The organism is Burkholderia sp. MBR-1 (assembly GCF_013822785.1).
Classification (GTDB): domain Bacteria; phylum Pseudomonadota; class Gammaproteobacteria; order Burkholderiales; family Burkholderiaceae; genus Burkholderia; species Burkholderia vietnamiensis.
The window spans coordinates 1,938,102-1,951,121 of the sequence record NZ_CP053610.1 but is presented as its reverse complement, the minus strand read 5'-3'; the positions used below and the strand labels follow the sequence as shown (position 1 = coordinate 1,951,121).

Below are 13,020 nucleotides of genomic sequence, written 5' to 3'. Positions count from 1 at the left end.
TTGATCCGTGGCCGTGATGCATGCGTCACGGCTAGGCGGCGACGCTTCGCGCGCCGCCGCGCTTACGCGTCACTCCTCTATTCAACTTGCGGTGCTCGAAGGGCGCATGCTTTCCGCGTCATCACGCCGGCATGCCGTCGATTCGCCACGCCACGTCGAGCGCGAGCAGAGCGACCGTATGCGAGCTCACCATAAGGCACGCCGGCCCGCATCGAACGGCGAGCGGTGAGCCGGCTGCGATTCGGTCCACTCACCGCTCAACCCCCTCGGTTCCAGCGACAGGCTCGGCACGACGAGCCAGCGTTTCGGGCATCGCAGAGTGCGATGTCCGGTCGTTCACTATCCACGCCGGATATACGTCGAAGAGTCCCCGTCGCATCGCATGCCGATACGCAAGCGATGCCTCTGCCTCGAGCCGGAAACCGACCACTACAAAAATACGCTCGCGCGTATCCGCTCCTCATCCCACGACCGAAGCAACGCCCTGCCAGCCGCAGGGGTACTCGCTCCCGAGCTTGACGAGGTAGAACGATCGTTCTACCGTAAACGCATGAACACGCCCCAAGACCTCACCCCAGAACCACCCGTGCGCGACCGCCTGCTCGACGCCGCCGAGGCGCTGATCTACTCGGGCGGCATTCATGCCACGGGCGTCGACGCGATCGTGAAGCGCTCCGGTGCCGCGCGCAAGAGCTTCTATTCGAACTTCGAATCGAAGGAAGCGTTGGTCGTGGCCGCGCTCGAGCGCCGCGACGCGCGCTGGATGACCTGGTTCGTCGACGCGACGCTGGCGCGCGGCAAGTCGCCGCGTGCGCAGTTGCTCGGCATGTTCGACGTGCTGCGCGAATGGTTTGCGCAACCTGAATTCCACGGTTGTGCGTTCCTCAACGCGTCCGGCGAGATTGCGGACCCGGACGATCCGGTGCGAGTCGTCGCGCGGATGCACAAGGCGCGGCTGCTCGCGTTCGTGCGCGAGCGGCTCGACGCGTATGCCGATGAAGCGGCGATCGAGCGCCGCGGGCTCGCGCGCCTCGCGCGTCAGTGGCTCGTGCTGATCGACGGTGCGATCGGCGTGGCGCTCGTCAACGGTGATCCGACCGCCGCGCGTGACGCACGCGCAACCGCCGAACTGTTGCTCGACACGGTGTCGCGAGCAGCGAATTAGCGTTTCCCGACCGGCTGCGCGCGACCGCATGCAGCCTGAACCCTCCACAGGAGCATCCCATGTCCGTTTCCCCCGAAGTCCGTCCGCCCGTACCGCCGTTCACGCTCGAGACGGCGCGCCAGAAAGTGCGCGCCGCCGAGGATGCGTGGAACACGCGTGATCCGCAACGCGTGTCGCTCGCATACACGCCGCAGAGCCGGTGGCGCAATCGCGCCGAATTCGTGACGGGCCGCGACGAGATCGTCGGCCTGCTGCAACGGAAATGGGTGCGCGAGCTCGACTATCGTCTGATCAAGGAGCTGTGGGCATTCGACGGCAATCGCATCGCGGTGCGGTTCGCGTACGAATGGCATGACGACGCGGGCAACTGGTTCCGCTCATACGGGAACGAAAACTGGGAATTCGACGAAAACGGACTGATGGCGCATCGCCATGCGAGCATCAACGATCTGCCGATTCGCGAAGCGGACCGGCTGTATCACTGGCCGCTGGGCCGCCGCCCGGACGATCATCCGGGGCTGTCCGATCTCGGGTTGTAACGCAACACGCAGGAAGACGCGCGGCGTTCGTGTTCAACGGTGAGGGAATACGGGAGCCGCGCTGAGGTGAGCGTTTTCGGGAGAACATGGCTTTAGCGCGCGACGGTGTGACGACTCGAGCGCGGCGACTCACCGATCGATCTTCGCAGCCAACGGTGCGAGTGCGCGGACGCGCAAAGCACGCCTATTGACCAGACATCGACACCGTGCCTTCCGCCAAAGGTGCGCGACGACCGATCGTGCATCTCACCGCCGACGATCTTGCGCGCCGCGCGCCTTCCACGGAGTCCGATCAGCCGGCGATCCGCGCGGCGATCGCCTCGCCGACTTCCTGCGTTGCCGCCTGGCCGCCGAGATCGCGCGTGCGCGGCCCGTTGCGCAGTACGTCCTCGATCGCCGCGACGATCGCATCGTGCGCTTCGCGTTCGCGGCCCGCGCCGTTGCCGAGGAAGTCGAGCATCATCGCCGCCGACCAGATCATCGCGATCGGGTTCGCGATGTACTGGCCCGCGATGTCCGGTGCGGAGCCGTGCACCGGTTCGAACAGCGACGGAAACGTGCGGTCCGGGTTCAGGTTCGCCGACGGCGCGATGCCGATCGTGCCGGTGCAGGCCGGCCCGAGGTCGGACAGGATGTCGCCGAACAGATTCGACGCGACCACGACGTCGAAACGATCCGGCTGCAACACGAAGCGCGCACACAGGATGTCGATGTGCTGCTTGTCGACGGCGATATCGGGATAGCGCTCGGCCATTTCGGCAGCGCGTGCGTCCCACCACGGCATGCTGATCGCGATGCCGTTGCTCTTGGTCGCGACGGTGAGCCGCTTTGCGCGGCGCTGCGCGAGCTCGAACGCGAACTTCAGCACGCGCTCGGTGCCGTGGCGCGTGAAGATCGACTGCTGCATCACGACTTCGCGCTCGGTGCCTTCGAACATCGTGCCGCCGACCGACGAATATTCGCCCTCGGTGTTCTCGCGCACGATCATGAAGTCGATGTCGCCCGCCTTGCGGCCGGCGAGCGGCGACGGCACGCCGTCGAACAGGCGCGCGGGCCGCAAATTGATGTACTGGTCGAATTCGCGCCGGAATTTCAGCAGCGAGCCCCACAGCGAGATATGGTCGGGCACCGTCGCGGGCCAGCCGACCGCGCCGAACAGGATCGCGTCCACGTCCGACAACTGCGCCTTCCAGTCGTCCGGCATCATCTTGCCGTGCTGCGCGTAGTAGTCGCAGCTCGCCCAGTCGATCTGCTCGAACTCGAACCGGATGCCGAAGCGCGCGGTCACGGCTGCCAGCGCGCGCAGGCCCTCGGGCATCACTTCCCGGCCGATGCCGTCACCGGGAATGACGGCGATTCTGTAGGTGCTGTCGGACATGCAAGTCTCCTTTACTGATGAGGGGCGCCCGCGGCGTGCGCAGCGGGACATGCGGCCATTCTATTTATTTCCATTCAGATTAAAATCGCTCGAAAGGTTAATCCACTTTCCACGAATCGTGAACAAATCACCGAACCTCGACGACCTGCGCGTGTTCAGCCTGGTCGTGCGCCTGACGAGCTTCAGCGCGGCCGCCGAGCAGCTCGCGGTGTCGCCCGCGTACGTGAGCAAGCGGATCGCGCTGCTCGAGGCGCAGCTCGGCACGCGCCTGCTGCATCGTTCGACACGCCGCGTGACGGTCACGGACGCCGGTGAACGCGTGTTCGCGCGCGCCGAGAAGATTCTCGACGACGTCGATCATCTCGTCGAAGACGTGTCGACCACGCGCACGGTGCCGCGCGGCACGCTGCGCATCTCGAGCAGCTTCGGGTTCGGGCGGCATGTCGTCGCGCCGGCGCTGCTGGATTTTTCCGCGCGCTATCCGCAGCTGAACGTGCGGCTCGATCTGTTCGACCGGCTCGTCGATGTCGTGGGCGAAGGCTACGACGTCGACGTGCGCATCGGCGACGAGATCGCCGATCACCTGATCGCGCGCCGTCTCGCGGCGAACTATCGCGTGCTGTGCGCGTCGCCCGAGTACCTCGCGCGGCGCGGCACGCCGCGCACGCTCGCCGATCTCGCGTCGCACGACTGTCTCGCCATCAAGGAGCGCGACCATCCGCTCGGCGTGTGGCGGCTGAACGTGCGCGGCGAAACGGCGACGGTGAAGGTCGGCGGCGCGTTGTCGACGAACCACGGCGAGGTGGCCGTGCAATGGGCGCTCGCCGGACGCGGGATCGTGCTGCGTTCGATCTGGGAAGCGGGTCCGTTGATCGAGCGCGGCGAGTTGCGTCGCGTGCTGCCGGACGCAATTCAGCCGGCGAACATCTGGGCGGTGTATCCGGAGCGTGTGGCGGCTTCCGCGAAGGTGCGCGTGTGCGTCGACTTTCTGGCGGATGCGCTCGCCGGGTTGAATGCCGCGGCGGGCAACGATGCGGGCTGAAATCGGCGAAAGGTGAGCTTTTACGGGGGCATGAGTGCCATCGGCGAATCATGCTCGCCTGCCGACTTGCCACCACGTACAGGTGCGACGGCCTGCGGCCTGCGGCGGGCGCCGACGCGCGATCAGCGGCGAAGCACCCTGCAGGCTGACGATTGTGCCTGCCCTCAACCCAACGCCGAAGGCTCAAGCGCAGGACACCGGGTTCAAAGCCCAAACCTAAAGCTCACGTCCCCTGCGCCACACTCATCGCCCCGAGCATCAGATCGAGATTCTGCACGGCCGCGCCGGACGCTCCTTTGCCGAGATTGTCGAACACCGCGGACAGCAGCACCTGGCCGTGCTCCTCGTTGACGAACACACCGAGCCGCAGGTCGTTCGTCCCGTTCAGCGCTTGCGGATCGAGATGCGCGATCGCGCGGGTATCCGCGAGCGGCATGACGTCGACGTGGCGCGCGCCGGCGTAATGGTGCGCAAGACAGGCTTGCAGCGTCTCACCGGTCACGCCGGCGGACAGAAGACGCAACTCGATCGGCACGGTGAGGACGATGCCCTGTCGATAGGCACCGTAGGCCGGCACGAACAGCGGTCGGTGCGCGAGGCCGGCATGTTGCTGGATTTCGGGCACATGCTTGTGCGCGAGCGTGAGGCCGTAGATCTGCAGCGGTTTCGCGCGGGCAGCGTCGTTCGATTCGAACGCGTCGACGGCAGCCCGGCCGCCGCCCGAGTAACCCGACACCGCATGGATGCTCACCGGATAGTCGCGTGGCAGCAGTCCGGCCTGCTGCAGCGGCCGCAGCAGGCCGATCGCGCCGGTCGGATAGCAGCCGGGGTTGGTCACGCGCCGCGCGCCGGCGATGGTCCGAGCGTGTCCGGCGGCCATCTCGGGAAAGCCGTAGACCCACTCCGGGTCGGTGCGATGGGCTGAACTCGCATCGATCACGCGTACGGCCGGATTGCGGATGAAGCCGACCGCTTCACGCGCGGCCGCGTCGGGCAGGCAGAGAATCGTGAAGTCCGATGCGTTGATCGCTTCGGCGCGCCGCGTGGGATTCTTGCGCTCGGCATCGGGCAGCGTGACGAGCCGCAGGTCGGTGCGATCGCGCAGGCGCTCGTGGATCTGCAAACCGGTCGTGCCTTGGTCGCCGTCGATGTAGACAGTGGCGTGATTCATGATCGTCGTGTTCCGCGTTTCGGGCCTCGGGAAAGCCGTATCGTCCACTGAACGCCTAGAATTGGAAAAGTTGAATTTTCTGACCACAGGATTCAGAGTTCCTGAACGAGAGGTGGGAATGCGGGAGATCAGTCTGGACCGGCTGCGCACGCTCGTCGCGATCGCCGACCAGGGTTCCTTCGTCGCCGCTGCGCAACTGCTGCATCTTGCGCCGCCGACGGTCAGCCTTCATGTCGCCGAACTCGAAAGCAGGATCGGCGCGCCATTGCTGTCGCGCACGCGCGGCAACGTGCGGCCGTCGGCCATCGGCGCGGTGTTGGTCGAGCGCGCGCGCCGCCTGCTGGCCGACGTCGAAGCGACGCTCGACGACGTTGAGCGGCAAGTGCAGGGATTGACCGGGCGCGTGCGGCTCGGCGCATCGACCGGCGCGATCGCGCATCTGTTGCCGCAGGCGGTGGCGCGGCTGCGCGAGCACCATCCGGACATCGACGTGCAGATCGCCGTGCTCACGTCGCAAGACACGCTCGCGCGTCTTGCGCAGGGCACGCTCGACGTCGGGCTCGTCGCGTTGCCGCAGCCGGCGGTCGCGGGGTTGTCGATTCGCGCGTGGCGGCGCGATCCGGTGCTCGCGTTTCTGCCCGCCGACTGGCAAGCGCCGGCGCGGGCGACGCCGGCGTATCTGGCCGCGCGTCCGTTGATTCTCAACGATGCGACCACCCGCTTGTCGCGGCTCACGACGGAATGGTTCGCGCTCGGCGGCCACCGGCCCGAGCCGCGCATCGAACTGAACTACAACGATGCGATCAAGAGTCTGGTCGCCGCGGGTTACGGCGCGACGCTGTTGCCGCACGAGGCCGGCGCGCCGCTGCCCGATGCGCGTATCGTCATGCGGCCGCTACGCCCGGCGTTGCGGCGCGAGCTCGGGATCGCCCATCGTGCCGGCCCGGTCGAGCGGTCGACGCAGCACGTGCTCGACGCGTTGTGGGCGCTCGGCGCGCGATAGCAAGTCGCGGGGGGTAAGCCTCCACTCCAAAGCAACGCATCGAGAGCGCCGCCGTGGCCGGCCATTACAGCCGATGCTCCTTCGCGAGCATCAACACACGCGCCCAGCGCTGCGCATCGCGCCGGTCCATCATCGGCAACTTCCACTCGCTTCGCACTCCGTCGCGCACGCGCACGAGCAGATACCAGCGGCCGTCACTCGGCTCGGCGTCGCAGCCGTCGAGCTGCGACAGCGTATAGCGGCCGTCCGCGCCGTCGTGCGACAGCCACAGCAGCCCTTGCGTCGCGGACACGCGCAATTCGCCCCATCCGCGCTGTTCGATATGGGTCCAGCCCGGCTCCCGCGTATTCGGTGCGATGTCGCGACGGCGCTTGAGCCACCACGCAATCAGCGCGATCACGGCGACGGCGGCGAGCACCGCGGCCGCGATCGCGACCGGCTGGCCGAACTGTGCGGCGATCACGTGAAACAGATGAACGGCCCCCCATCCGAGGGCGATGAGGGCAAACAGCGCAAGAAAAATCGGCATGTCGAATCGGAAATGAGAACGGGCCGGCGCAGCGCGCGCGGCCCGTTGCAGACGGCATCACCGGTGGCGGTGAATGTCGTGCGTGACGAAGCCTGCGTCGTTGACGGGCAGCGCGAGACCGTCCTTGACCGCGAGCGTCTTGCGGATGTCGTCGAGACCCGCGGACCAGTGGTCGCGCATCGTCGACAGACCGAACTGGTAGTCCTTGTAGTGATGCTCGTAAGCCTTCTGCTGATAGATCAGATGCTGAACGTTGTACTTCTTGCCGCTCGACATCGCTTCGGCTTCGACGCACCACGGATCGTTCTTGCGCTGCGCTTCGGGCACCTGTTCGAGCACGTGCCGCAGCACGTTGCGAAAGCGCTGTTCGCGTTGCAGCGTATCGGTGACCAGACGCGTGCGGCTCGAATACTGCACGTCCTTCGTGCGTTCCGCGACGTCGGCCATGGTGCGCGGCAGCGGCCCGCGAGCGCTCCACAGATCGACCTGGAACGCGAGCGTGTCGCGGCGCGGATGCGCGCGCAGCACCTCCATCAGCGGCGTGTTCGACACGATGCCGCCGTCCCAGTAGTACTCGCCGTCGATCTCGACCGGCGGGAACGCCGGCGGCAATGCGCCGGACGCCATGAAGTGCTCGGGCTCGAGCCGGATGCGCGCGTTGTCGAAGTACACGAAGTTGCCGGTGCCGACGTTGACCGCGCCGACCGACACGCGCGTCTCGCCCGAGTTGATTCGGTCGAAGTCGCACAGCTTGAGCAGCGTCGCGCGCAGCGCGGACGTGTCGTACCAGCTGATCTTCTCCGGATGATCGGACACGCCGGGCAGCGGCGGCGGAAAGCGCGGCACGAAGAAGCCCTGCTGGCCCTGCATCATCGCGCTGGCGGCCTGCGATGCAGTGAAGAACGTGCGGATCTGGTCGATGCTGTTGAACAGCGCGAATTCGAATGCGGCCGGCATCGCGGGAAAGTACGCGGGCTGGCAGATCGTCTCCCAGAATTCGCGCAGCCGTTCGACGCGATGTTCGGGCGCGTTGCCCGCGATCAGCGCGGTATTGAGTGCGCCGATCGAGATGCCGGCGATCCAGTCGAGCGGAATGCCGGCCTCGTGCAGCCCTTCGAATACGCCGGCCTGGTAAGCGCCGAGCGCGCCGCCGCCCTGCAGGACGAGCGCGATCGTTTCGTATGGCAGCGACCGCGCCGTTGCCGGTGCACCGGCCTCGTGTCGCAGGTCCGTCGCATCGACGGCCTGCTTTTCTGTACGCGCGTGCGGTTTCATCAGTTGCTCCGGGAAATCCGCCGTCGACGGCGGGGATGAGCGGAGCGACGTCCACCGACGCGCTCCGTTGCGAGAATAAGCCGTGGTTCGCGATGCGCCTCCGTTCCGGAGGCGCGCAAGGCGCGCGACGTTATTGCATGAACCAGCCGTGGCTGACGACGAACGACTGGCCGGTGAGCGCGGCGCTCGGGAACGCCGACAGGAACAGCACCGTCTGCGCGACGTCCTGCACCGTCGTGAACACGCCGTCCACCGTGTTGCCGAGCATCACCTTCTTCACCACTTCTTCCTCGCTGATGCCGAGCTCCTTCGCCTGCTCCGGAATCTGCTTGTCGACCAGCGGCGTGCGCACGAAGCCCGGACACACCACATGCGAGCGCACGTTGTGCTTCGCGCCTTCCTTGGCCAGCACGCGCGCGAGCCCCAGCAGCCCATGCTTGGCCGTCACGTACGCCGACTTCAGCGGCGACGCCTCGTGCGAGTGCACCGAGCCCATGTAGATCACGACGCCGCCGCGGTCGTCCTTGTACATGTGCTTGAGCGCAGCCTTGGTCGTGAGGAACGCGCCGTCGACGTGAATCGCCTGCATCTTCTTCCAGTCTGCGAACGAGTAGTTCTCGATCGGGTTGACGATCTGGATGCCCGCGTTCGACACCAGGATGTCGACCGAGCCGAACGTCTCGGCGACCTTGTCGATGCCGCTGTTCACCGCGTCCTCGCTGGTGACGTCCATCGCGACGCCGATCGCCTTGCCGCCGGCCTTGTTGATCTCGTCGGCCACCGCGTTCGCGCCGTCCTGGTTCAGGTCGGCGATCGCGACGGCCGCGCCGGCCTTCGCCAGCTCCAGCGCGATTTCCTTGCCGATGCCGCTCGCGGCGCCCGTGACGACTGCGGTCTTGCCATTCAGGTTGCTCATTTCGAATTTCCCGTGGTGAAGGATGGACAGGGGAGGCCCCTGGGACGTGCTGGTTACTGAGCCAGATAATCGTAGACGACTTCGCCGAGCCCGAGCGTCAGATCGGCGACGATGTGGCGGGCCTCGACGATCTCGAGCACCGGCAGGTCGGCCACCGGCGCCAGCGCGTGCGGCGCCAGCTCGAGCGACGCGGGGCCGGTCCACGCGCCTTTCATCTTGATGTCCTGCAGGTAGTAGCGCACCAGTTCGCACACGCGCGCGGAGCCGTCGACGTGCGGGATGATCTTCAGCAGGAAGTTCGGGCCGGCGAGACGCTTCATCTGCTCGTCGAGGTCGAGTTCCTTGTGCTTGTAGCCCATCGTGCCGGTCGCGACGCGCACCTTGCCGTAGTCGAGCGTGCCCAGGATGTGATCGGTGTTCACGTGCAGCGTCGGCGACGCGAGTTTCTTCGGAAAGCCCCACAGTTCGCGGCCGCCGGCGATCGGCGGATGATCGTCGAGATACATCGCGAGCGTGTAGCCGCCGGCCTGCCCGTTGTATTCGACCGGAATCACCTGGCCGCTTTCGGTGTAGTCGCCGAAGCCGGTTGAATCGGCCATGCGGATGAATTCGTAATGCACGAGCGGCTCGGCAATCTGTAGCGGCTCCGGGACGACCGCGCGCAAGCGCTCGGGATCGGTGCGGTACGTGATGATCACGAACTCACGGTCGACGAAACGATACGGGCCCATCGGAAAGGCCGGGCTGGTCAACGGCATCGCAAACGCTTTGGATCGGACATCGCTGGGCTTCATGCGGACTCCTTGTTGTCGAGCGCTACGGGGGTGAGTGGGTCTAAATCGTATGCCTGTGCGTTGCCGTTGTGCGATGCCGCATCGGGAATTAATTGTTGCCGATTTCGGATCCGTTGCGGCGTAAATGTTGAGATGAGTGAGTTGAACCACGGCGATCGCCCGCGATGGCCGCATTTCCGGGGCACGCAGCGATGCCGCGATATGAAAAAGGTGAGTATTTACGGGAAGGTAGGTGAGCCTTCGCGGGCGAAGGTGGCGCGGGAATATGTCAATTGTGTGAACTCTTGCTGCGGTGCACGTTCTAAGTGCGTTCGCGCGCGGGCCGCTTCGGCTGCCGTCGTCGCGCGTTAACGATCACATAAGCGAGTGAGCACTAGCATCGTTCGCATCCGACCGGCGCGCCCGGTCTCCCCATCGGCCCACACCTGACCGGATTCATGCAGAACCTCAATCTCACCCTGTTCGACGCCGTCAATGCCGGCGCCGCGCCGCACCCCGCGGTGGCCCGCGTCGCCTTTTTCGCCGCCGACTGGCTCGTCTACGCACTGCCTGCGATGCTGCTGCTGACGTGGATCTTCGGCGAACGCCCGACGCGGCGGCAGGCCATCGAAGCCGGCGCCGGCGCGTGCGTGGCGCTGGCGCTCGCGCAGGTGGTCGGGCATTTCTGGTTTTCGCCGCGGCCGTTCATGGTCGGCGTCGGTACGCAACTGATTCCGCATGCGCCGGACAGCTCCTTTCCGAGCGATCACATGACGTTTGCATGGAGCCTCGCGACCGGCATGCTGCTGGCCGGTACGACGCGGCTCACCGGATTCGTGATGGCCGCGATGGCCGTCGCGATCGCGTGGGGGCGTGTGTACGTGGGCGTTCACTGGCCGTACGACATGGTCGGCGGCGTGCTGGTCGGCACGGCCGGTGCGCTGGCTGCGCACCTGTACGGTTACCGGGCCGTCGATCTGCTCGAACGCATCGGCGACGCGGTGCACGCGGTCATGATGGGGCGCGAGCGCACGCCGTGAGCGGGCTGCGGCGCGCGTGAAGCGCCGGTTGCCGACGTCAACCGGCTGTCTTGGCCGCGTCGGCCGACGCCGACGTGCCGCCGCCCGCTTCGTGCAGTTCGGGCGTTTCGCCCGTATGCCGGGCGGCGTCGCGTTCGAGCGAACTTTCCTTGAGGATCGCGCACATCGCGACGAACAGCGCGAGCGCAACGGCCGCCAGGCCGCAATAGCCGGCGATCTTCAGGTGGCGAAGGAAAGGCGAAGCGGGGTTTGCTTTTGTCATGACCGGGCGCTCCTGGGCGGACTGCGGCGGCTGTCGCGCGACAGCGGCGTCGCAGACATACATATATACCAGCCGCGGCGCCGATGCCAAGCCCGCCGCGCGAAAGCGCCCGTTGCGTCAGTCTTCCAGCGTTTCATGCACGGCCGCTGCGCCGCGCTTCCAGTATGCGGCCGCGCGGATGCGCGACTTGTCGATCCCGCGCTCGCCGCTCAGGTGCTGACGCACCGCGCGCATCGATTGCGCTTCGCCTGCGGCCCACACGTATCCGTCGCCGGAGGACGGCAGCGGCAGCTCGCGCACCGCATTCAGCAGCGCATCGCCGTCGCTTGTGTCGGCTTCGGCGCGAAAGCGCCAGATTTCGTGCACGTCGGCACGCGTGTCGAACGCGATTTGCGCGGTGCGATCAACCACTTCCAGCACCACCGCCACGCGCGCGCCGGCCGGCAACTCCTCGAGGCGGCGTGCGACGGCCGGCAGCGCCGTGTCGTCGCCGATCAGCAGATGCCAGTCGAAGTCGGTCGGCACGACGAACGAGCCGCGCGGCCCGCCGATACCGAGCCACTGGCCGACGCGTGCCTGCGCTGCCCATTGCGATGCGGGGCCTGGATGGTTCAGCACGAACTCCAGGTCGAGTTCGCAGGCGGCGCGGTCGAAGCGGCGCGGCGTGAAATCGCGCGCGACCGGTTTCGGCTCGCCTGCCGGGAATTCCGGGCCGTTCGCGCCGAGCGTCGGCAGCGCCGGTCGCTCCGCGCCGGGCGGCGGGAAAAACACCTTCACGTGGTCGTCGAACGACGACGATTCGAAATCCGCGAGGTCGGCGCCGCCGAGCGTGACGCGCAGCAGGTGCGGCGTGATCGCACGCACGCGCACGACTTGCAGCAAGCGGAATTTGAGCGGATGGCGCACGCGGGTCACGGTGCGCTCCGGTGTGTTCTGTATCAATCCGTGCTCCTGATGGTTTGTGGTGGTGCGGCGTGGGTTACGCGCCGCTGCCGCCTTCGATTTCGGCCGTCGCGCGGCGCATGATCGCTGCGATGCGACGCTGCTCGTCGGCGTCGGCGGCGCTCTTGTGGAGCAGCGCGCGCTTCAGTGCCAAGCGAGCCGCGACGAATTCCGGCAGCCAGCCGGCTTGTGCATCGTCCGCTGCTTCGCTGCCCGCCGATTCGCCGGCGAACGCACGCCGCATGAATTCCATCTTGCGGGCGAGGTGCGTGAGACGCGCGAACAACGTGTCGACGCGTTCGCGCTGGGCATCGAGATGCGCGCGGCCGGCGTCCGTCAGCGCGTAGCGTTTGCGGTTGCCTTCTGCTTGCGAGACGACGAAGCCGACTTCCTCGAGATAGGTCAGCGCCGGATAGACCATGCCGGGGCTCGGGCTGTAGAAGCCGCTCGAGCGCGTGTCGAGCGCCTTGATGAGTTCGTAGCCGTGGCTCGGTTGTTCGGCGACCAGCGCGAGCAACAGCAGTTGAAGGTCGTCGGAGCTGAACTGGCGGCCGCGCGGCATGCCGTCGTCACCGAAATCGCCAAAGCCGCCGCGTCCGCCACGGCCGCCGAACGGGCCGCCGCCGAAGGGATCGTGGCCGCGGCGATGACGGCCGATCGCGTGCCGCAGGCTGGCGAACCACTCGAGGCCGGGATGATGGCCGTGGCCGCCGCAGCGGGCGTCGCCATCGAAAGGGCTGTGTCGCATGATCGTGTCCTATATGTCGGAAAACATATCTAAAGATATATATCGAAAGATAGGGTGTCAAGGGCGAGATTTGGGGTGGGATGGGGTTGAAGGGTGGGGCTCCACGAATGGGGCTGCTCCTCGCCTATTGATGTAAGGAATTGCAGCGCCGCGGCGCGCGACTTTACGCGTGCCGGTTGTACTCGCATTCGTGCCGAGTGCAGGGAGGTCGCTTGCCGTGTCGCTCGCGTGCTGGCC

Annotated in this window: 14 protein-coding genes; 5 read left to right on the top strand and 9 right to left on the bottom strand. The window is 66.6% G+C overall.

The annotated features are described in order from the left end of the window. The first annotated feature begins 550 nt into the window (after positions 1-550). On the top strand, positions 551-1,165 hold the full coding sequence (locus MBR110_RS23350; protein WP_059462441.1) for a TetR/AcrR family transcriptional regulator: 615 nt from the start codon (positions 551-553) through the stop codon (positions 1,163-1,165). A gap of 59 nt (positions 1,166-1,224) precedes the next feature. Beyond that, on the top strand, positions 1,225-1,704 hold the full coding sequence (locus tag MBR110_RS23345) for a nuclear transport factor 2 family protein (protein ID WP_011881127.1): 480 nt from the start codon (positions 1,225-1,227) through the stop codon (positions 1,702-1,704). Positions 1,705-1,996: 292 nt separating this feature from the next. Here the strand turns inward: MBR110_RS23345 and MBR110_RS23340 are convergent, their stop codons facing one another. After that, positions 1,997-3,082 (bottom strand): tartrate dehydrogenase, encoded by a 1,086-nt coding sequence (locus tag MBR110_RS23340; protein WP_011881126.1) that lies wholly within the window; start codon positions 3,080-3,082, stop codon positions 1,997-1,999. Between the two features lie 118 nt (positions 3,083-3,200). Here MBR110_RS23340 and MBR110_RS23335 point away from each other — a divergent pair, with 118 nt between their 5' ends. After that, positions 3,201-4,124 carry a LysR substrate-binding domain-containing protein gene (locus MBR110_RS23335; protein ID WP_011881125.1) on the top strand — a complete coding sequence of 308 codons (924 nt, stop codon included), beginning with the start codon at positions 3,201-3,203 and terminating at the stop codon, positions 4,122-4,124. A gap of 223 nt (positions 4,125-4,347) precedes the next feature. On the opposite strand, the gene argC is transcribed toward MBR110_RS23335, so the two are convergent. Continuing rightward, positions 4,348-5,295, bottom strand: a complete 948-nt coding sequence (argC, locus tag MBR110_RS23330; protein WP_059736094.1) for an N-acetyl-gamma-glutamyl-phosphate reductase — start codon at positions 5,293-5,295, stop codon at positions 4,348-4,350. 118 nt (positions 5,296-5,413) lie between these two features. Between argC and MBR110_RS23325 the strand changes: the two genes are divergently transcribed. Continuing rightward, positions 5,414-6,298 carry a LysR family transcriptional regulator gene (locus MBR110_RS23325; protein WP_011881123.1) on the top strand — a complete coding sequence of 295 codons (885 nt, stop codon included), beginning with the start codon at positions 5,414-5,416 and terminating at the stop codon, positions 6,296-6,298. Between the two features lie 64 nt (positions 6,299-6,362). Here MBR110_RS23325 and MBR110_RS23320 read toward each other — a convergent pair whose 3' ends face one another. The 4 genes from MBR110_RS23320 to MBR110_RS23305 all read right to left on the bottom strand — a co-directional run bounded on the left by MBR110_RS23320 (position 6,363) and on the right by MBR110_RS23305 (position 9,812). Further along, entirely contained in the window at positions 6,363-6,827 is a 465-nt protein-coding gene (locus tag MBR110_RS23320; RefSeq protein WP_011881122.1) for a hypothetical protein, read from the bottom strand. Positions 6,828-6,884: 57 nt separating this feature from the next. Continuing rightward, positions 6,885-8,102: a DUF3734 domain-containing protein gene (locus MBR110_RS23315; RefSeq protein WP_014724249.1), complete on the bottom strand. Its 1,218-nt coding sequence runs from the start codon at positions 8,100-8,102 to the stop codon at positions 6,885-6,887. A 130-nt stretch (positions 8,103-8,232) separates the two neighbouring features. After that, positions 8,233-9,018, bottom strand: a complete 786-nt coding sequence (locus MBR110_RS23310) for a 3-hydroxybutyrate dehydrogenase (protein WP_011881120.1) — start codon at positions 9,016-9,018, stop codon at positions 8,233-8,235. Between the two features lie 53 nt (positions 9,019-9,071). Further along, positions 9,072-9,812, bottom strand: a complete 741-nt coding sequence (locus tag MBR110_RS23305) for an acetoacetate decarboxylase (RefSeq protein ID WP_011881119.1) — start codon at positions 9,810-9,812, stop codon at positions 9,072-9,074. Between the two features lie 437 nt (positions 9,813-10,249). Here MBR110_RS23305 and MBR110_RS23300 point away from each other — a divergent pair, with 437 nt between their 5' ends. Further along, on the top strand, positions 10,250-10,831 hold the full coding sequence (locus MBR110_RS23300; RefSeq protein WP_014724246.1) for an undecaprenyl-diphosphatase: 582 nt from the start codon (positions 10,250-10,252) through the stop codon (positions 10,829-10,831). 37 nt (positions 10,832-10,868) lie between these two features. On the opposite strand, the gene MBR110_RS23295 is transcribed toward MBR110_RS23300, so the two are convergent. The 3 genes from MBR110_RS23295 to MBR110_RS23285 form a co-directional block, all read right to left on the bottom strand. Continuing rightward, positions 10,869-11,093: a hypothetical protein gene (locus MBR110_RS23295; RefSeq protein WP_014724245.1), complete on the bottom strand. Its 225-nt coding sequence runs from the start codon at positions 11,091-11,093 to the stop codon at positions 10,869-10,871. A 117-nt stretch (positions 11,094-11,210) separates the two neighbouring features. Beyond that, complete coding sequence (locus MBR110_RS23290) at positions 11,211-12,035, bottom strand: siderophore-interacting protein (RefSeq protein ID WP_181709361.1); 825 nt, start codon at positions 12,033-12,035, stop codon at positions 11,211-11,213. Between the two features lie 37 nt (positions 12,036-12,072). Continuing rightward, the gene (locus MBR110_RS23285; protein ID WP_041494036.1) at positions 12,073-12,783 is read right to left on the bottom strand and encodes a PadR family transcriptional regulator; all 711 of its coding nucleotides are present in this window, start codon (positions 12,781-12,783) and stop codon (positions 12,073-12,075) included. Between the last annotated feature and the right edge of the window lie 237 nt (positions 12,784-13,020).